This window comes from uncultured Eubacterium sp., assembly GCF_937958975.1.
In the GTDB taxonomy this organism is placed as follows: domain Bacteria; phylum Bacillota; class Clostridia; order Lachnospirales; family Lachnospiraceae; genus Eubacterium_G.
Map to the genome: position 1 here is coordinate 59,181 of NZ_CALGRE010000040.1, position 19,244 is coordinate 78,424.

General features: G+C 30.9%; 20 protein-coding genes and 1 tRNA gene. 4 read left to right on the forward strand and 17 right to left on the reverse strand.

Annotation, left to right across the window (positions count from 1 at the left end):
- Window positions 1–18 precede the first annotated feature (18 nt).
- Together Q5O86_RS06815 and Q5O86_RS06820 are read left to right on the forward strand one after the other, a co-directional pair.
- Entirely contained in the window at window positions 19–1,449 is a 1,431-nt protein-coding gene (locus Q5O86_RS06815; RefSeq protein WP_302626393.1) for a D-alanyl-D-alanine carboxypeptidase family protein, read from the forward strand.
- 22 nt (window positions 1,450–1,471) lie between these two features.
- A complete protein-coding gene (locus Q5O86_RS06820) occupies window positions 1,472–2,209 on the forward strand; it encodes a tyrosine-type recombinase/integrase (protein WP_302626394.1) in 738 nt (245 codons plus the stop codon).
- 55 nt (window positions 2,210–2,264) lie between these two features.
- On the opposite strand, the gene Q5O86_RS06825 is transcribed toward Q5O86_RS06820, so the two are convergent.
- From Q5O86_RS06825 to serS, 3 genes are all read right to left on the reverse strand, one after another.
- Window positions 2,265–3,272, reverse strand: coding sequence for a 3'-5' exonuclease (locus Q5O86_RS06825; RefSeq protein WP_302626395.1), 1,008 nt, complete (start codon window positions 3,270–3,272; stop codon window positions 2,265–2,267).
- A 200-nt stretch (window positions 3,273–3,472) separates the two neighbouring features.
- A tRNA-Arg gene (locus Q5O86_RS06830) sits at window positions 3,473–3,549 on the reverse strand.
- A 68-nt stretch (window positions 3,550–3,617) separates the two neighbouring features.
- Entirely contained in the window at window positions 3,618–4,901 is a 1,284-nt protein-coding gene (serS, locus tag Q5O86_RS06835; RefSeq protein WP_302626396.1) for a serine--tRNA ligase, read from the reverse strand.
- Window positions 4,902–5,078: 177 nt separating this feature from the next.
- On the opposite strand from serS, the gene Q5O86_RS06840 reads away from it, so the two are divergent.
- Window positions 5,079–5,816, forward strand: a complete 738-nt coding sequence (locus Q5O86_RS06840; RefSeq protein WP_302626397.1) for a phosphotransferase — start codon at window positions 5,079–5,081, stop codon at window positions 5,814–5,816.
- Window positions 5,817–5,875: 59 nt separating this feature from the next.
- Here the strand turns inward: Q5O86_RS06840 and Q5O86_RS06845 are convergent, their stop codons facing one another.
- The 14 genes from Q5O86_RS06845 to rpmH form a co-directional block, all read right to left on the reverse strand.
- Window positions 5,876–6,607, reverse strand: coding sequence for a LiaF domain-containing protein (locus tag Q5O86_RS06845; RefSeq protein WP_302626398.1), 732 nt, complete (start codon window positions 6,605–6,607; stop codon window positions 5,876–5,878).
- Window positions 6,604–7,065, reverse strand: coding sequence for a LytTR family DNA-binding domain-containing protein (locus tag Q5O86_RS06850; protein ID WP_302626399.1), 462 nt, complete (start codon window positions 7,063–7,065; stop codon window positions 6,604–6,606). Before Q5O86_RS06850 ends, Q5O86_RS06845 begins: the two co-directional genes overlap by 4 nt.
- A 181-nt stretch (window positions 7,066–7,246) precedes the next feature.
- On the reverse strand, window positions 7,247–7,717 hold the full coding sequence (locus Q5O86_RS06855) for a DUF4446 family protein (RefSeq protein WP_302626400.1): 471 nt from the start codon (window positions 7,715–7,717) through the stop codon (window positions 7,247–7,249).
- Between the two features lie 47 nt (window positions 7,718–7,764).
- Entirely contained in the window at window positions 7,765–8,700 is a 936-nt protein-coding gene (locus Q5O86_RS06860; RefSeq protein WP_302626401.1) for a ParB/RepB/Spo0J family partition protein, read from the reverse strand.
- Window positions 8,701–8,753: 53 nt separating this feature from the next.
- A complete protein-coding gene (locus Q5O86_RS06865; protein ID WP_302626402.1) occupies window positions 8,754–9,509 on the reverse strand; it encodes a ParA family protein in 756 nt (251 codons plus the stop codon).
- Between the two features lie 350 nt (window positions 9,510–9,859).
- Complete coding sequence (locus tag Q5O86_RS06870; RefSeq protein WP_302626403.1) at window positions 9,860–10,333, reverse strand: hypothetical protein; 474 nt, start codon at window positions 10,331–10,333, stop codon at window positions 9,860–9,862.
- Between the two features lie 24 nt (window positions 10,334–10,357).
- Complete coding sequence (gene rsmG / locus Q5O86_RS06875; protein WP_302626404.1) at window positions 10,358–11,077, reverse strand: 16S rRNA (guanine(527)-N(7))-methyltransferase RsmG; 720 nt, start codon at window positions 11,075–11,077, stop codon at window positions 10,358–10,360.
- A 37-nt stretch (window positions 11,078–11,114) separates the two neighbouring features.
- Complete coding sequence (gene mnmG, locus Q5O86_RS06880) at window positions 11,115–12,992, reverse strand: tRNA uridine-5-carboxymethylaminomethyl(34) synthesis enzyme MnmG (protein ID WP_302626405.1); 1,878 nt, start codon at window positions 12,990–12,992, stop codon at window positions 11,115–11,117.
- Window positions 12,993–13,022: 30 nt separating this feature from the next.
- Window positions 13,023–14,399: a tRNA uridine-5-carboxymethylaminomethyl(34) synthesis GTPase MnmE gene (gene mnmE / locus Q5O86_RS06885; protein ID WP_302626406.1), complete on the reverse strand. Its 1,377-nt coding sequence runs from the start codon at window positions 14,397–14,399 to the stop codon at window positions 13,023–13,025.
- A 151-nt stretch (window positions 14,400–14,550) separates the two neighbouring features.
- Window positions 14,551–15,180: an RNA-binding cell elongation regulator Jag/EloR gene (jag, locus tag Q5O86_RS06890; protein WP_302626407.1), complete on the reverse strand. Its 630-nt coding sequence runs from the start codon at window positions 15,178–15,180 to the stop codon at window positions 14,551–14,553.
- An 11-nt stretch (window positions 15,181–15,191) separates the two neighbouring features.
- Complete coding sequence (locus Q5O86_RS06895) at window positions 15,192–16,439, reverse strand: YidC/Oxa1 family membrane protein insertase (protein WP_302626408.1); 1,248 nt, start codon at window positions 16,437–16,439, stop codon at window positions 15,192–15,194.
- Window positions 16,440–16,461: 22 nt separating this feature from the next.
- Window positions 16,462–16,674 carry a membrane protein insertion efficiency factor YidD gene (gene yidD, locus Q5O86_RS06900; protein ID WP_368074752.1) on the reverse strand — a complete coding sequence of 71 codons (213 nt, stop codon included), beginning with the start codon at window positions 16,672–16,674 and terminating at the stop codon, window positions 16,462–16,464.
- 130 nt (window positions 16,675–16,804) lie between these two features.
- A complete protein-coding gene (gene rnpA, locus Q5O86_RS06905) occupies window positions 16,805–17,158 on the reverse strand; it encodes a ribonuclease P protein component (protein WP_302626410.1) in 354 nt (117 codons plus the stop codon).
- A gap of 54 nt (window positions 17,159–17,212) precedes the next feature.
- Window positions 17,213–17,347, reverse strand: coding sequence for a 50S ribosomal protein L34 (gene rpmH / locus Q5O86_RS06910; protein ID WP_021953614.1), 135 nt, complete (start codon window positions 17,345–17,347; stop codon window positions 17,213–17,215).
- Window positions 17,348–17,822: 475 nt separating this feature from the next.
- On the opposite strand from rpmH, the gene dnaA reads away from it, so the two are divergent.
- Window positions 17,823–19,226, forward strand: a complete 1,404-nt coding sequence (dnaA, locus tag Q5O86_RS06915) for a chromosomal replication initiator protein DnaA (RefSeq protein ID WP_302626411.1) — start codon at window positions 17,823–17,825, stop codon at window positions 19,224–19,226.
- The last annotated feature ends 18 nt before the right edge of the window (window positions 19,227–19,244 follow it).

Below are 19,244 nucleotides of genomic sequence, written 5' to 3' on the forward strand. Positions count from 1 at the left end.
CAAAAAATGGAGTTTATTATGGTCAAATATAGATTAAAAAAATTAATTATTTTTACAATAATTTTAATTACTTTTAGCAGCATTTTTTCACAAACGCAATACTCTTTTTTTGATTTTAGCTGTATTTCTGTTTCTGCGGCTTCTAACAAAACAAAATGGCCCAGCGCACCATCACTATATGGTAAATCTGCTATATTAATGGATTCTTCTACCGGTACCATTCTTTATGAAAAAAAGTGTCATAAAAAAATGTACCCTGCCAGTATTACTAAAATAATGACTGCACTTCTCGCCATTGAAAACTGCAATCTAAATGATACTGTAGAATACTCAAAACATTCTATAAACAGTCTTGTATATGGGGATGCAAATATAGCATGTCAAATTGGTGAAAAAATGTCTGTAAAAGACTGCCTCTATGCCTTAATGCTTTCATCTGCCAACGAAACAGCGACAGCTCTTGGCGAACATATTACAGGTTCTATTGATAAATTTTCCGATATGATGAATCAACGTGCAGTCCAGGCAGGTGCAGACGGCGTTCATTTTAAAAATGCGAATGGATTACACGACCCCGACCACTATGTCACAGCATATGGCATGGCAATGATTATGAAAGACGCACTACAATATCAGGTATTCAGAGATATCATAAACACCGAAGTATATACAATTCCTAAAAATAACAAACGACATAAAAAGTTAATTTCATATCAGAGACATAAAATGGTCAGAAAATATAGTGGACACTATTACGATGGCATTATCGGCGGTAAAACCGGTTACACAGACCAGTCAGGCACAACACTCGTAACTTCTGCTGAGAGAAACGGAATGACTCTTATTACTGTTGTCTTAAATTCCAATGGTGATAATGTTTATAAAGATACCAAAGCGCTGCTTGATTATGGTTTTACAAATTTTAAAACATTAAATGTCTCAGAAAATGAAAGTAGATTTCAAAATAATAGCTCACAAAAAATTAATTCCCCTTTCACCACAACAAGCAAATCAATTTATATAGATGAAAAATCAACTATTATTATTCCAAAAAAAGTTAAACTATCAGACCTTTCTACAGAGATTTCCTATGGTCTTTCTGATGATAGTTTTGCATCTATTACATATAAATATGGGGACAAGCAGTTAGGTACAGCCAAAATTAAATATACCGAATTATCCTCAAAAAAAAATAATGAGACAAACATAACTTTAACTACAGATACTAAAAAAGATTCACAAAACTTAACAACAAATTCTAATATTGAAAACAAAACTACTGCTACTGTCAAAAGCAAAGATTCTAAAAAGGCAACTTTCCATATACCAAAAATTTTACTGCCAATTATTTTTGGTATTGTTGTACTTATTATAATTATTGTTATTGTCATATTTCAGCGTAGAAAAATAAACAAAATAAGAACTATGAAACGACAAAGAAATCGTTGATTAAATTTTAGGAGGTATTAATATGAATTGGGTAGCACCGATTAAAGACGAAGATACACTTCGTTTATTTGGGAACGCTTTAAAAGAAGTTGATTACAAATATTACATCATGTTTGAGCTTGGTGTCGGTACCGGTCTTCAGCTTCAAGACATTCTTTCTATAAAAAACAAGGATGTCAGAGGTAAAAAAGAAATTACTGTCGAAATAGGAACAAAGAATATAAAAAATACATTCCAAATTCCCGAAGAATTACAGGAAATTATTCGGGACTATACGGAGGGAAAAGACCCTGATGCTTATTTAATATTAGGACATAGCACCAATAACAAGCCGGTGTCCAGAGAGCAGGCATACCGCGTTCTTCGCGCTGCCGGTCATAGAATTGGTTTAAGTTCCATTGGTGCACAGACAATGAGAAAAACTTTTGCATGGAAATACTACAAAGAAACCGGTGACATTTATTATCTTCAAAATTTATTTAATCATGCTTCACCATCCATCACATATCGCTTTATCGGTGAAAAACCAAACATGGAAGTTGTTTTAAAGAAAATGACCCCACAGGAAAATGAAAGAAGCCGATACTTATTATACTTAAATGGAAATGGTAAGAAACGTTTAAACCAAATTATAAACACTTTAACGGATATCAGAGATAATTTTGATGACCCAATGAATAATGACTCTTTTTATGGTAAAATTGATTGTCTTTTAGTGGAACTTGAAACACTTATGAGAAACTATAACGAAACAAAATAAGAACTATTTTATAAAAAAATAGCTGTTTATCCATATCGGATACTCAGCTATTTTTTTAATCATCGTCATCTTCACTCTCATCCCAAATTTCATCTATGACGATTTCTTTATCCAGAGACCTTTGTCTTCTCTCACGTCTCTTTTCCCTAATAGACTCTTGTTTTTCATAAATACTATTTGCACCATTTTCATCTGTAGATTTCATTATTTTTATTGCAAAAAAACTATCATCTTCTAATTTTTTAATTTTTATCTTTCCCCTGACATATCCATGTTTCACACATTTTCCCAAACAATAATATGTCTTGCCACAATCAGAGAACCAATCTATTTCTTTCTTGAGAAGCCTGCCACATTGATTACATTTCATATCACTCACATCTTTATCCTGAAACATTTCATCTTTAGATAAAAATTCCCTTGTAACAAGCTTTGTATATTGGTCAAACTTTACAAAAATTTCTTCTTCTTTTATTCTCGGAGAATAAAATGTATCAATAGATAATCTATCTTTATACTTTTCAAAGTCCATTGTTTGCATGACCCTGGCCGTATAATAAGCATCGCTTAAGGCTCTATGAAATTCTCCGTCCTGACTAATCTCTAAATATTCAACAGCATTCGTTAAAGTTCTTTTCATATGTCCGTCGTCATAACGCAAGCTAAACATTTTTTGCAAATCTACAAAGAATAACGGAAAATCAAGTATTCTCTCTAACTTATAATGTTTCATATTCTTTTGAAGCTCCATCAAATCCATAGAACCCCATGTACAAAATAAATAATCATCACCACACCATTCTAGAAATTCCACAATAGCTCTTCTAAAATCTTTACCAGCTCTTAATTCCTCATCCGTAAAATGTGTTATTTCCTGTATTTTATAATGAAGTTTCTTATACACTCTCGGCTTAATGACCTGTTGATAAGAGTCAAGTATTTCTCTTTCTTCACTCACTCTCACAGCACCAATTTCTATAATCTCAAAGGGCATATCGGCATGATAATTATTTTTTCCGTAAGGACTTTGATTCCATTCCAAATCCATTACAATATAATCCATTATCAATCTCCATATTAAATTTTTATGGTATCGCCCGCCATTAAAATATACTTCACGAACGTACACTCTAGTATAACAATACTACCATTGCCTATAATACCATCTAATCCTGTATTTTACAAGAAAATAAAAAAATTAGTAATCACTAATGAAAAAAAAGCTGAAAACCCTTATAAATAAAGGCTTTCAGCGTTATTAGCTGGCGTTCCAGACAGGAATCGAACCTGCGACGTTTCGCTTAGGAGGCGAACCCTCTATCCTGCTGAGGTACTGGAACGTATCTAATTTTTATAAAATCTATTAAATTTTACCTATTTTCAGATTCAATGTCAACTGTATTTTATACTATTTAACTTCAATCTTTTCTAAACCACCCATATATGGTCTCAAAACTTCAGGAATTAAAATACTTCCATCTTCCTGTTGATAATTTTCCAATATTGCCGCAGTCGTTCTTCCTGCTGCCACACCACTACCATTCAAAGTATGAACAAACTCAGCTTTATCACCGGCTCTGTCCTTATACTTTATATTTGCACGTCTTGACTGGAAAGTTTCAAAATTACTACAGCTTGAAATCTCAACATATCTACCATAACTTGGCATCCATACCTCAATATCATATTTCATTGCTGCCGTAAATCCTAAATCTCCAATACAAATCTTCACAACTCTGTATGGGAGACCTAATAACTGAAGCACTTCCTCAGCATCTCTTGTTAACTGCTCCAATTCATCATATGATGTCTCCGGCTTACAGAATTTCACTAATTCAACCTTATTAAACTGATGTTGTCTGATGAGGCCTCTGGTATCTCTTCCCGCTGAACCTGCTTCTGCCCTAAAACATGCTGTATATGCACAATGCTTGATTGGGAGCTGTGAACCGTCTAAAATCTGATTTCTATACATATTTGTAACAGGAACCTCTGCGGTAGGAACTAAGAAATATTCCTTTCCATCTCCCTGCACTTTATATGCATCTTCCTCGAACTTTGGAAGCTGTCCCGTACCTGTCATACTCTCACGGCTCACCATAAATGGTGGAAATACTTCTGTATAACCATGCTTTTCTGTGTGCGTATCCAAGAAGAAATTAATAATTGCTCTCTCAAGTTTTGCACCATAATCTCTATAAACCGTAAATCTGGAGCCACTGATTTTAGCTGCTGTTTCAGGGTCAAGTATTCCTAAATCAGCTCCTAAATCCCAATGAGCCTTAGGCTCAAAATCAAATTTTGTAGGCTCCCCAAATTTTCTTATTTCAACATTATCTTCATCTGTCATTCCTGCCGGAACAGAAGGATGTGGAATATTAGGTATCGTAAGCATATAATTATTTAATTCTTCCTCAGCCTTACTTAAATCAGAATTTAATGTTTTAACCTTTTCAGATATTTCTTTCATTTCTGCCATAATCGGTGCAACATCTTTTCCCTCTTTTTTATACTGTGGAATCATCTTAGAAGTTGCATTCTGCTTTGCCTTTAACGTCTCAACTTCTCCTAAAAGACTTCTTCTTTTTTCATCTAATTCTTTAAAAAGACTTAAATCAAAATCTTCATTTCTGGTTGATAATGCTTTTTCAACTTCATCGAAATTATTTCTCAATAATTTAATATCTAACATTTCTCCTCCTATGAGTCTTTTCTAATTTGTTTACTAACATACATTTTGACTCTTATTTCAACTTTACACGGTATTTCGATTATACCCCGAACCTCCTATTTTTGCAAGGATTATGGCAAACATACTTAATATATGATATACTATTATACAGTTATCTTGTCCAAAGAGGTGAAACATATGAATTTAAATTTAATAAACAAAAGAAGAAACAATGCCATTTTTACTGATGGCAACAGCTATTATAAAATTTTTAATAAAAATTATAAAAAAACAGATGTATATCTTGAAGCTTTTATCACTGCAATGGTGGAAAATACCGGATTAAATGTCCCTTCCATACAAGAAATATCTATCATGGATGAACAATGGTATTTCAAAACTGATTGTATAGAGGGAAAAACCCTATATTCCATGATGTTGAATGATTTAGAAAATGCAGAAAAATATTTAAATAAAATGGTAGAAATACATACATCTATCCACAAAAAAAGGTGTGATAAACTTCCATTTCAAAAAGAAAAACTTGCAGACCATATAAATTTTTCGAATCTTGATAAAAATTTAAAAATAGACCTTCTTGATATGCTAAATACATGCCCTCGTCATCGAAAATTATGTCATGGTAATTTTACACCTCATAACGTACTTGTTTCCGGTGAAAAATATTATATTACTGATTGGAATCATGCTTCACAGGGAAATGCGAGTGCAGACGTGGCTAGAACATATCTGTGGATGAAAATACATATGCCTAGTTTTGCTGAAATATATTTAGATAAATTTTGTAAAGCAACAAGTACCAGTAAACGCTATGTTGAAAACTGGATACCTATTGTTGCCGCAGCGAGAATCTCAAAAAACAATCCGGAAGAAATTAAAATATTAAGAAGCTTAATCTCTGTAGTTGAATATTAGTATTTAACAGCCTGACAATATCCCTTTAAGAATATTGTCAGGCTGCTTATTTACTGTTATTAAACTCTGATTATCTCTATTCCACCAAACTTAACATTTCCTGTTAACAGCATTTTTACGTCATTTACTGCTTCTTCAGTATAATTGCCATGTATATCAACTGCACCCATTGTAGCAGTTATTTTATTATCTATTTTCCAACTTCTTGGAATGTAAACTTCAACTCCACCACATAAACATTCAATTCTCACATGGACTTCATTTTCTGATGGAATTGCTTTATCCATATAAATTTCACTGCCTCCAAATTTATTTATAATTTCTACACTTTTTAGATTTTGAGAGTCAATATATTTTTCTGCACCCGAAAATTTTGTAACATGTTTAATATTTTCACCATCCACATGACTTGATTCAAAATGTCCATATCCGTCTCTGTTTTCTTTGTGATAATTGATATGCCGTTCCATTTCCCATTTTCTTTTTTCACTGTTTCCAAAAATTAATGAAAAACCAATACTGAGTAAAACCGCTGAACCTACAACAGGCCATGGAGTAATACTTTCTATATTCAACTCCTCACTCCACACAATACAGAGAAAAGCAATACTCATAAAAATTGGAAAAGCCTTTTTTTGAAAAAGACCTTTTATTAACCAAGCCGACCACAATATAGTAAATCCAATCTTGCTAAATTCTATTCCGGGAATATATCCCATCTTGCTTACAATCCATAAGATAGCAATTGCTATCAATGCCACTCCAAAAAAAATATTTTTTCCCTCTTTCATTTTATATTCCTCATTTCATCTATTTTACTTTTTAAAGGTTTATAATAACCTCTTGAAACAAACACATGTTTATAACTATTCTTAAACTCAACTTCACTGGACGCTGTGATATTTTTTGTTATTGCATAAATTTTTTTAATATTCAAAATGGCGGACTTAGATACTCTGCAAAAAGTCCAGGGTAAAATTTTTTCAAGTTCATAAAGTCTATATTTTGTATTAAAAATATCATCAGCAGTGTGGGCTTTTACTACATCACCGTTTGTCTCAAAAAATAAAATTTCTTCCACATCCATATAAAAAACTTTATTATCTTTATATAACTCAAATGTAGCACTTTCAGATAAAATCTGGTTTATATTTTTTTGTAACAAAGCTATCTCATCACTAAAACTCTGACATTTTATAATAACTTTACTTTCTTTATAATTTTCATCAATATCTATAATAACTTTCATAAAACAATTTTATTGAAAAAATAAAAAAATGTAAATATAAATTCGCTAAGTGGTAAAATTTGATGGGTAAGTGGTAACTTTTATAAAATAAAAAAGAAATTACCCCAAATAAACTTATGGAATAATTTCTTTTTATCACTTAAGAAGAATCATATCGTTGTTTACTACATTCTTTTTTATTCTATGAATTGATTGCTTTTTCTAAAGCCTCTTTTTCTTCCTCACCTAAAGTTGCATACGCTTCGCCTTTTATGATTTCTTTTATGTAACTATAACTGCTGTCTCTTCCATGCATTGTATTTAAGATAAATCCTGTATTAGTATCATCTAAAAGACAAAGTGCAAAACTGAGATTTCCTCCCATTTCTTTAAAAGCATCATATTTCACAATACCTAACTTATGAAATGTGGTCGTAATGTTATGAAGAGCTGTTTCCATTTTAAGTTCAGTCTTTTGATGTGATATTTCAAGCTTATCCATCTGCTGGAAATTTTCTTCCAACGCATCTGCGAGATTTTCAGCATTTTTACCTTTCATGAATTTTTCATATCTTTTCATTAATCTGGATATCTTTTTATTTTGTTTTACATGTAAGACAATAAAAATCAAAAACATTACTGCAATAATTCCTATATATACCAAATCGTTCATTCTTTACTCCTTTTCCAGTGTCATATTTTATAGTTTATATCATATTTTTAATTTTGTATACCATCAAATAATTCCAAAATTCTTTCTAACTCTTCCTGAGAATAATATTCTATTTCAATCTTTCCTTTTCCGCCCTTTTTATGATTAATTGATACCTTTGTACCCATAATTTCTTTTAACTTGTCGGATAATTTTGTATAAACTGCTTCTTCACTTGTAGGTATTGGCAGCTTTGCCTGCTTTGGATTCAAAATAGATTTTACTAACTTCTCTGTATCTCTTACACTTAATCCTTTTTCAATAATTGTATTTGCTGCCTCTATTTGAAGGTCTTCAAGTTCCAAAGAAAGTAATGCCCTTGCATGTCCCATTGATATTTGCTCATCAATTAACATAGCTTGAACCTTATCAGCCAATCGTAATAATCTCATTGAATTTGCAATTGCTGCTCTCGATTTTGAAACCCTTTTTGCCAATTCATCCTGTTTCAAACTATATTCATTGATAAGACTCTTATATGCCAATGCTTCTTCAATAGGGTTTAAATCCTTTCTTTGAATATTTTCTATAAGAGCAATTTCCATGACCTCTTGAGGAGTGTACTCCTTAATAATAACAGGAACTTCCTTTAATTTAGCCAACTTTGCAGCTCTCCATCTTCTTTCACCGGCAATAATTTCGTAATAGTCGTCTTTTTTTTGAACAACAATAGGCTGAATAATACCAAATTGTCTAATAGAATCTGCTAATTCTTCTAAAGCTTCTCTATCAAAATTTTTTCTTGGTTGTTCCCTGTTTGGCTCAATATCAGAAATCTTCATGATTGTTTCTGATGGAACAGTAACTTTGACCTCTTTAATTACCTCTTTTATAACTTCTTTCACAATAGGTTTCTCAGAAGATTTTTCCTTTGGTGCATTCGCATTTGATTGTGGTATTAAAGAATCAATTCCTCTACCTAATCCCTTTTTTTTAGCAGCCATTTTCTCCTCCTAATTTTTTATATATAAATACTATATTTTATATATTATAACTTTTACTTTATTATTTCCTTTGCAAGATTTTTATATGCTACTGCACCTGCTGACCTTCCGTCATACATATGTATTGGAAGTCCAAAACTTGGAGCTTCAGCCAATCTTACATTTCTAGGAATAACTGTGTCATATATGTTTATATGAATATTTGATTTTACATTTTCCACAACATCTGAAGACAAATTTGTTCTTGAATCATACATCGTAAAAACAATGCCATCTATTTCAAGCTTATTATTCAATCTATCCTGAATGAGATTAATTGTATGTATTAACTGTGATAATCCTTCCAAAGCATAATACTCACATTGTATTGGAACAATAACAGAATCTGCCGCAGTCATTGCATTTACTGTTAGAACATTCAATGATGGCGGACAATCTATAATAACATAATCATACAAATCCTTAATTGTATCTAAAACATTCTTTAATATATATTCTCTATTTTCAACGCCGATTAAATCTATCTCCGCTCCTGACAAATTTACATTTGAAGGAAGCACATTTAAATTATCAACTACACTCTGTGTTAAACATTCTGATACTGTACATTCTTCTATAAATAATTCATATACCGTATTTTCTAAATTTTGTTTAACAATACCTACTCCACTTGTCGCATTTCCCTGTGGGTCAATATCCACTAATAAAACCTTTTTCCCCAGTTCTGCTAAACAAGAAGATAAATTAATGGATGTTGTTGTCTTTCCAACACCACCCTTTTGGTTTGCTATGGCTATAACTCTTCCCATATTAATTACCATACCTCATATATAAGAGGAGCAAACATTAATAACAAAAGAACCTTGTTTGCTTTTTATCCTTTCACATTATTTTCTTTCATTAATATACATATTATTATGAATTTTCCCATTGATATATCTTATCATAACTATTACTCTTTTTCCACAAAATATCTACTTTTTTATATGTTTCACGTGAAACACAACATTATAATAAAGATAATCTATTTGTTTCACGTGAAACAATACTAATTTATCCAATCAAAGCATTTTACTCTATTACAACTATTAATATTTTATCATTATTTACAATAAAAAAGTATATTTAAATTAATTTCAAATATACTTTAATTCATTACTTAATTAAGTAATCTCAATATTTCCTCTAATTCTATAGAAACTCTTGCGCTATCAAAAGAAACAACTTCCTTACACAATTTCAATTTTTGTATAACTTCTTTCTTTATTGATGGTCTTCTTCTTTTATATTTTGTTTCACGTGAAACATAGTTATTTTTAAATTCCATAATACTTTTTATAATTGTTTCTAATTCTTTTTCAGCAATTTCTATATTTTTTTCAATTTCTTTATTAACATTAAGTAAATCTGTAATTTTAATTTCTAAATCATTTATTTCGTGATTTTTATATCCACTATCTACCCTCGCACGCACTGAAAAAATTTCCGATGCCTCGTCAATTGTATTATCCAATTCTTTTATTTGTTTTTTTAATTCAAAAATAGTTATCTTATTATTTTCCAATTTTTCTTTATTCTTATTAATTACTTTTTCAACTATTTTTTTTCTTTCATTTAAATATTCAGTAATCATTTTTTCTCCTACTATTTATCACAACTATTTTAAAGGCTCCTTAGAAGGTATTCCCGCTTTTCTTGGATACTTTTTAGGAGTTTTCTTTTCTTTTATAATTATTACAATATTTCTTTTCACATCTGACATTGGCAAAGTAATTTTTTCTTGTTTTAATATTTTACAACCCAATATTTTAACTGCATTATTAGATAAATTTATCTCCTGTTCACTATCTGCTGATTTATAGCTAATAAATAATCCATCACTTTTTATAAATGGAATACAATATTCACTCAAAGTAGATAAATTAGCAACAGCCCGCGAAACACATAAATCATATTTTTCCCTATATATAATATTATGTCCTAAATCCTCTGCTCTTCCATGAACTGTATTCACATCTTCCAAACTTAATTCTTCAATTACAGAATTTAAAAACTTTAATCTTTTATTTAATGAATCTACAAGAGTAACCTTTAAATGTGGAAACATTATTTTTAATGGAATACCTGGAAAACCTGCTCCTGTTCCCACATCAATTAAAGTATTCACTTTAAAAACATCAATTGTATTATATATTAAAATACTATCTAAAAAATGTTTGACCATAACTTCATCTAAATCCGTTATCGCAGTAAGATTCATTACTTTATTTTTTTCTATTAACAAATCATAATACTTCATAAATTGATTTAGTTGATTTTCAGTATAAGCCAAATCCAGTTTTTTAATTCCACATTCCAATAAATCTTTTCCGTGCAATATCAATACCTCCGTTTTAGTTTACATAATATTGTATTTATTTTTTCATTTGTTCCATATAAATAAGCAAAACAGAAATATCTGCCGGTGAAACACCTGAAATCCTCGATGCTTGTCCAATATTTACAGGCTTATAAAAATCTAGCTTCTGTGCGGCTTCTATTCTTAAACTCTTAACTTTTGAATAATCAAAATTTTGTGGTATTTTCTTATTTTCTAACTTCTTAAAATTCTTTACCTGTTTTTTCTGTCTCTCAATATATCCATTGTATTTAATATTTATGTTAACCTGTTCAGTCACATCATAAGGTAATTCCATTCTATCTTTATCTAATTCTTTTAACATATTATAATCGAGCTCAGGTCTTCTTATTAATTCTCCCAGAGTAGTTGCCGTTTTAAGCGGTGTCGTTCCCAACTTTTCAAGTATATCCTGATTTTCTTTTGCTGCACCAATCTTACATTTTTCAAGACGCTCAACTTCTTTTTCAATTAATCTCTCTTTTTTGCAAACATAATTATATCTTTCCTCCGAAATAAGACCTATCTCGTAACCTATCTTAGTTAAACGTAAATCAGCATTATCCTGCCTGAGCAATAATCTGTATTCAGCCCTTGATGTCATCATTCTATAAGGTTCATGACTTTCTTTTGTAACCAAATCATCTATCAAAACACCAATATACGCCTGTGAACGGTCAAGAATAACTGACTCTTTTCCCTGTACAAATCTTGCAGCATTAATTCCAGCAATAATTCCCTGAGCAGCTGCCTCCTCATAACCGGAACTTCCATTAAATTGTCCTGCGCTGAATAATCCCTTTACATTTTTAAATTCTAAATTTGGCAATAACTGTCCATATTCAATACAATCATATTCAATGGCATATGCATTTCTAACAATTTTGGCATTTTCCAATCCCGGTACTGTATGGTACATTGCATACTGTACATCTTCCGGAAGTGATGACGACATTCCACCTAAATACATCTCATTTGTATATAATCCCTCCGGTTCTATAAAAACCTGATGTCTATTTTTATCAGCAAACTTAACAACCTTATCTTCAATAGAAGGACAATATCTAGGTCCTGTTCCCTCTATCATTCCTGAAAATAACGGAGAACGTTCAATATTCTCTTTTATAATTTTATGGGTTTCTTCATTTGTATAAGTAAGCCAACAGGAAACCTGTTCTTTTTGAATAGTATCCGGATCGGTAGTAAATGAAAAAGGTATAACCCTTTCATCACCAAACTGTTCTTCCATTTTTGTAAAATCAACAGTTCTCTTATCTACTCTTGCAGGAGTACCGGTCTTAAATCTTCTCATTTTAATTCCATTAGCAATTAAAGAATCTGTCAAATGATTTGCAGCCATAAGACCATTTGGTCCTGTATATTGACAAACATCCCCATATATACACTTAGCCTTCAAATAAACACCTGTCGCTAATACAACAGACTTTGCATAATATGTTGCACCTGAGACAATTTTAACACCTTTAATCATTCCATCTTCTACAATTATCTCAGAAACTTCTCCCTGCCTTACCGTAAGATTATCAGTATTTTCTAAAGTTCTTCGCATTTCTCTTGTATAATCCTGTTTATCTGCCTGTGCTCTAAGAGAATGAACAGCCGGACCCTTTGATTTATTCAACATCTTCGACTGAATAAAAGTTTTATCAATATTTTTTCCCATCTCGCCGCCTAAGGCATCCAATTCTCTGACCAAATGCCCTTTTGATGTTCCTCCAATATTTGGATTACATGGCATTAATGCAATACTGTCTACACTCACTGTAAAGACTATAGTATCCAATCCCAATCTGGCTGAAGCCAATGCCGCTTCACATCCTGCGTGACCGGCACCTATAATTATAACATCATAATTTTCTACAACATTTAACATACTAAATCTCTCTTTTATCTTCTTAAAAAACTATTTTCCCATACAAAACTTAGAAAAAATTTCATTCACAAGGTCATCCTCAACACTCTCTCCGATAATTAATCCCAAATCAGAATATGCATCCATCAAATCAATAGAATAAAAATCTTCCGGCATACCATCACTAACAGAATTTTTTACCTGACATAAACTTTGATTGGCATTATCTAATGATTCCTTATGCCTTGCGTTTGTAATATATAATTGGTCGTTATAATTAACCTGACCTGAATAAAACATATTTTTTATCTCAGTTTCAAGCTGCTCCATACCTTCCCCCTCTTTTGCTGAAAATAAGATAACATCTCTACCTGAATCAATCTTCAATCGTTCTACATCAATTACAGTATTCATATCAGACTTATTTATTAAAATAATTGCCTTTTTATCACTTATAATCTGAATAATTTCCTTATCATTATCATCTAATTCTCTTGAACCATCTGCTACAAAAATAATAAGGTCAGCAGCTTCTGCCATTTCTTTTGCCTTATTGACACCTATCTGTTCTACTTTATCGTCAGTATTTCGGATACCTGCAGTATCTATTAATTTAAGACTAATTCCACCTAAATTAATATTCTCTTCTAAAGTATCTCTTGTAGTGCCTTCAATATCAGTAACAATTGCACGCTCCTCACCAAGCATTAAATTTAATAAAGAAGATTTTCCTGCATTTGGTTTTCCTAAAATAACTGTCCTGATTCCTTCTTTCAAAATTCTTCCATTATCAAAAGATTGAATCATCCTGTCTATTTTAATTATATTTTTTTCAAGCATTTCCATTATCTGTTCACTATAACCATCCAAACTAATATGTTCCGGATCATCTAATGCCGACTCAATGAATGCAATATGATACAATATATCACTTCTAATATCCTTTATTTCATTAGAAACTTTTCCTTTTAACTGTTCCATAGAACTATTTAAGGCAAAATCATTTTTAGAATGAATCAAATCCATAACTGCTTCTGCCTGAGATAAATCCATTTTTCCATTCAAAAAAGCCCTTTTCGTAAATTCTCCCGGTTCTGCTGCTCTTGCACCACTTTTTATTACAAATTCTAAAACCTTTCTGAGAATCAACATACCGCCATGACAATCAATTTCGACTGTATCTTCACCTGTAAAAGAGTGTGGAGCCTTTAAAACAATTACTAAAACCTGGTCTAAAATTTTATCATTATCTACAATATGTCCATAATGCACTGTATGAGTTTTTACATCTTTTAATTTTATATTTTTACTCGAACAAAATACTTTATCTGCAATCTCAATTGCCTCATCACCACTAATTCGAATAATACCTATACCTGAATCTCCTGCCGAGGAAGCAATTGCCGCAATAGTCTCTGTAACTTTCATAAAACACCTATATCATTAAATATTAATAAAACATTTTATACTACACTAAATTTAAAGTATACCACATCACTACTTTTAAGTAAAAGAAATAATAAAAAAAGAAGAATCATATCACTATAATTCCTCTTCTCTTAAAATAAAACTTTATTAATTATTTCTTAAGTAAAACAACAACATGTCTATATGGTTCTTCACCCTCACTCTTTGTAGTACAGAATTTATCATTTTGAAGCGCTGAATGAATAATTCTTCTCTCATATGGATTCATTGGTTCAAGAGATACCGGCTTTTTAATTCTCTTAACTTTAAGAGCAATATTTTTTGCAAGATTCTCTAAAGTTGCTTTTCTTCTCTCTCTATAATTTTCTGTATCTAATTTCACCCTGTTAAATTTATCACTTTCCTTATTAACAACAAGACTTACAAGATACTGTAAAGAGTCAAGAGTCTGTCCTCTTTTTCCAATCAATATTCCCATATCATCACCTATAATATTAATATTAATTGTATTTTCCTTTTCAGCCTCTTCAATATTAATATCAAGCTTTACTGTAAGCTCCATAGCATCAAATACCTTGTTTAAGAAGCTTCTTATGATATCCTCTGCTGTCTGATTTTTTCTTGCTTTAATCACTGCCGGTTTACTGCCAATGCCTAAAAATCCACTTGCACCTTTTTCAACTACTTCATATTCTAATTTTTCAGCTGTAATCCCCAGTTCTACACAGGCATTAGTTACTGCCTCATCCACATTTTTTCCTTTATATTCTTTAAATTCCATTATTATTACCTCTATTTTTCATTTCGTTTATTATACTCGTTAACCATATTTACTTTAGAAGCCATAGAATTATTATTCTTTGCCGCAGCTTCTTTAGCTTTTCTAATTTTTTCTTCTCTCTCGTTTGCGCTCATATTAGAATTTCCTGAAATATTTCTTGTACTTGTCTTAGACGCTTCAAGAACCCTCTCTCTGTAAATTCCTTCTTTTTCTTTACGTTTTTCTGCCTTAGCAGCAGCTTTTTCCTTATTTGCTTCTATAATGTCATTTACATCTATTTTTTTCATATATAGATTAATAAAAATCTGCTGAAGCATCATAATGAGAGAACCCGCCATCCAGTACAAACCAAGACCTGCTGACAAAATCCAACACATATATACAGACATCAAAGGCATCATAAAATTCATAATTTTCATAGAACCTGCCATAGGATTGTCCTGTGCATTCATTGCAGCACCATTCAGTTTCTGTGAAATCTGAACACTTAAAAACTGAAATAAACCTGAAAGTATTGGAATAATTAACGCAACGATTATTGATATCAAACCTGCATTAAACATTGCGCTCGGTGACATACTAAGATTTAATCCGAAAAAATTATTAATATTGTCTATTTTATCCGCAACACCCTTATCTGAAACATCTAAAATAGTCTGCAGCGAAGTTCCTTTTGTAAGAGAAACACTACCACTTCCTCTTGAGTATCCGGACATAGCATCAATACATCCATTTAACTTTTCAGTAGATAATTCTTTTGCAATTTTATCTATACCAAAAAACTGCTTCATCTGTGAAACATCTAAACCATAAAGAACCTTTAAATATAAATCCTTTACAGGCTGTACATAAGCAGGAACATTCATTATAACTCTATAAAGAGCAAAAAGAATTGGCATTTGAATAATTAGCTGCAAACAACTTCCTGTAGGAGATGTTCCATATTTATCATAAACAGCCTTTATTTCTTCCTGCTGTGCCAACTGTGCCTGCTGGTCTTTTCTATTCTTATATTTCTTTTGTATTCCCTGAATTTCAGGTGTCATTACAGCATTTAATTTTGTAAACTTCTGTTGTTTAATCTGCATTGGAAGCATTAACATTCTTACAACCAAGGTAAAAATTATAATACAGAAACCTATATTATAAATTCCTAAAAATGCAAATCCATTATAAATTACTTCCAGAATTTTTCCTAAAATCCATGCAAATGGTCCTAATATACCACCTGTCTGTGTGGCCAATATAAAATTTTCCAAATAAGCCTCCTATAATTAATGTTTAAGGAACTGGGTCATATCCACCTTTATGTAAAGGATTACATCTGAGTATTCTCTTTATAGCCAGATAAGACCCTTTGAATGGTCCATATTTTTGTAAAGCTTCCACTGCATATTGTGAACATGTAGGAATATATCTGCAATGACATGTTTTTTTTAATGGAGATAAAAACTTTTTATAGAATTTTATCATTCCAATCAATATAAAATTGATTATTCCGGATATCAATTTAAAAACTTTCATAAACAAAATTCCTCTAATCCATAAACAAGAAATAAAACTTTTTACAGCATCCGCTTATTTTTCCAATTAGTTACGAATTTCATTCTGAATCACAATTTTATTATTGCTTTATCAGAATGTTCTGAATTTTTCCTAAGTGCAATAATGCACTCTCTATCTCTTTATATTTTTTGTCCCTGGCAGTATTTCTCACTACCACGACTATGTCCAAACCACTATTGAACATACTGCTATTTAATCTGTAGCTCTCTCTGATTAAGCGGGTTAGGCGATGTCTCACTACACTATTTCCTACTTTTTTACTCACTGATATACCTAATCTGTTCATTCCTAAATCATTAGATAAAACATACATGACTAAATATTTGTTAGCCTTCGACTTTCCTCTTGAATAAACATTCTGAAAATCACTATATTTTTTTAAAGAATCATAATCTCTTTTACAATTATTCATAATAATTTTCTCCTGCAAAAATTCCAAAAGAAAAAAGGTCACATTGAATGCGACCTAAGCTGATAATTTCTTTCTTCCTTTTGCTCTTCTGCTAGCAAGAACTTTTCTACCGCCTGCTGTGCTCATTCTTTTTCTAAATCCATGAACTTTTGATCTCTGTCTTTTCTTTGGCTGAAATGTCATTTTCATAATACGGCACCTCCTTTTCTGTTCTATAGTAAAACATCATTACAATTATAAATGTAAGAATATTCGTAGTCAAGCATTAATTAAACCATATTTCCAATATATTTTCAAGTATTTTTTATTAACAATACAATTAGGTTTACATAGTTTTATTCATAATTTACATAACTTATCAACCTAATGTTAATAAAATGTTAATAACTCACTTATTTTTTTATTATTTTTCCTTTATTTATTGATTTTTGATTTTTTCATGTTAATAACTTTATTTAATTTTTGTCAATAACTGTCACTTTTATGTAAATTATTTTTTATATTATGTAAATTATCTTAATATTAATTATTTTATTTCTGTTGTTATATTTTACCGTATCACTTTCTTCCTATTATAAATATATATCTATTGAAAATGTGTCATTTTTGATGTATTATATTACTGTATGGGCTTTTGGCCTTTTTATCATTTTAGGAGGACTTTATGTTAGATATTTTAGAACAAAAATGGCCTGAAATATTGGATTTTTTTAAACAAGAGTATGATATCCAAGACATTTCTTTCAAAACATTCATTTTACCCCTAAAAGTAAAATCATTTGAAAACAATATTGTTACTCTTGTTTTTACAGGACGAAGCGGCAATGCCAGCCTTCAATATATAAATAAAAAATATTTTGACTTTCTTCAAATTTCTATTTCAATTGCTCTTGAAGAAGATATCGAACTACAAATTATATTACCAGGTGACATAAAAGAAGAACAGGTTACATCTATTCCATCTGTAAATAACGAAGAATTAGCTTTAGAAAAAAGAGTATTAGATGCACATCTAGATTCAAAATATACATTCGATTCATTCGTTGTAGGAAATAATGCTGCCGCACAAGTCACATCTCTTGCAGTTGCAGACTCACCGGGCGAAGTATATAACCCACTCTTTATTTATGGTGGTGTTGGACTTGGTAAAACTCATTTACTTCAATCCATTGGAAATTATATTTTAAAAGCAAATAAGAACGCTAAAGTTTTATATACAGATACTGAATCTTTTACCAATGAAGTTATCGATTTACTTCGTGGAAAACAGACTAACCAGGAAGAAATTATTGAATTTAGAAATAAGTATAGAAACGTAGATGTACTATTGATAGATGATATTCAATTTATTTCAAACAAAGACAGAACACAGGAAGAAATCTTTAATATTTTCAATAACCTGTTTTTAAAACATAAACAGATTGTCATCACTTCTGATAGAAGACCTGAAGAGATTGAAGACATTGCAGATAGATTAAAAAGTCGATTCCAACAGGGACTTACAGTAGATATGCAGAGTCCTGATTACGAGACACGTATGGCTATTTTAAGAAAACATGCGGAATCCAAAGGATACGTCATAACAGATAATAAAGAGGATTCCTTTAGTGTAAACTTTTTAAAAGCATTAGATTACATTGCAACACACTTCGTTTCCAATGTTCGTGAACTGGAAGGTTCTCTTAATAATGTCATTGCATTTTCTAAAATTAATAATATTTCAGAAATAACAGCAGAATTTGCTGCTGAAACACTTAAAGTAGAAAATAAAGAAAATAAAATAACCTGTGACTACATTATTAATATAGTAGCAGAACATTTTCAAATTTCACCTGCAGATATTTGTTCCAAGAAAAAAAGCAAAGAATTTGCTTATCCAAGACAGGTTTGTATGTATCTGTGCAGGGTTTATACGGATGACAAGCTATCGACAATTGCATCCGCATTAAAAAAAACCAACCATGCGACAGTAAGTTTTGGTTACGACAAAATCAAAAATGAAATCGAAACAGACCCTACTGTAAAAGCTATGATTGATGTACTTAAGAAAAAAATTAACCCGAACTAAATGTTAATAACTTTGTTA

Excerpts from the sequence above, each read along its gene's own strand:
- Q5O86_RS06870 (WP_302626403.1), bottom strand. The coding sequence starts at position 10,333 with ATGATTACTGAATATTTAAATGAAAGAAAAAAAATAGTTGAAAAAGTA.
- dnaA (WP_302626411.1), top strand. The coding sequence starts at position 17,823 with ATGTTAGATATTTTAGAACAAAAATGGCCTGAAATATTGGATTTTTTT.
- Q5O86_RS06860 (WP_302626401.1), bottom strand. The coding sequence starts at position 8,700 with ATGGCTGCTAAAAAAAAGGGATTAGGTAGAGGAATTGATTCTTTAATA.
- jag (WP_302626407.1), bottom strand. The coding sequence starts at position 15,180 with ATGGAATTTAAAGAATATAAAGGAAAAAATGTGGATGAGGCAGTAACT.
- Q5O86_RS06820 (WP_302626394.1), top strand. The coding sequence starts at position 1,472 with ATGAATTGGGTAGCACCGATTAAAGACGAAGATACACTTCGTTTATTT.
- mnmE (WP_302626406.1), bottom strand. The coding sequence starts at position 14,399 with ATGAAAGTTACAGAGACTATTGCGGCAATTGCTTCCTCGGCAGGAGAT.
- Q5O86_RS06840 (WP_302626397.1), top strand. The coding sequence starts at position 5,079 with ATGAATTTAAATTTAATAAACAAAAGAAGAAACAATGCCATTTTTACT.
- Q5O86_RS06850 (WP_302626399.1), bottom strand. The coding sequence starts at position 7,065 with ATGAAAGTTATTATAGATATTGATGAAAATTATAAAGAAAGTAAAGTT.
- Q5O86_RS06815 (WP_302626393.1), top strand. The coding sequence starts at position 19 with ATGGTCAAATATAGATTAAAAAAATTAATTATTTTTACAATAATTTTA.
- mnmG (WP_302626405.1), bottom strand. The coding sequence starts at position 12,992 with ATGTTAAATGTTGTAGAAAATTATGATGTTATAATTATAGGTGCCGGT.
- serS (WP_302626396.1), bottom strand. The coding sequence starts at position 4,901 with ATGTTAGATATTAAATTATTGAGAAATAATTTCGATGAAGTTGAAAAA.
- Q5O86_RS06855 (WP_302626400.1), bottom strand. The coding sequence starts at position 7,717 with ATGAACGATTTGGTATATATAGGAATTATTGCAGTAATGTTTTTGATT.
- Q5O86_RS06845 (WP_302626398.1), bottom strand. The coding sequence starts at position 6,607 with ATGAAAGAGGGAAAAAATATTTTTTTTGGAGTGGCATTGATAGCAATT.
- Q5O86_RS06865 (WP_302626402.1), bottom strand. The coding sequence starts at position 9,509 with ATGGGAAGAGTTATAGCCATAGCAAACCAAAAGGGTGGTGTTGGAAAG.
- rpmH (WP_021953614.1), bottom strand. The coding sequence starts at position 17,347 with ATGAAAATGACATTTCAGCCAAAGAAAAGACAGAGATCAAAAGTTCAT.
- rnpA (WP_302626410.1), bottom strand. The coding sequence starts at position 17,158 with ATGAATAATTGTAAAAGAGATTATGATTCTTTAAAAAAATATAGTGAT.
- Q5O86_RS06825 (WP_302626395.1), bottom strand. The coding sequence starts at position 3,272 with ATGGATTATATTGTAATGGATTTGGAATGGAATCAAAGTCCTTACGGA.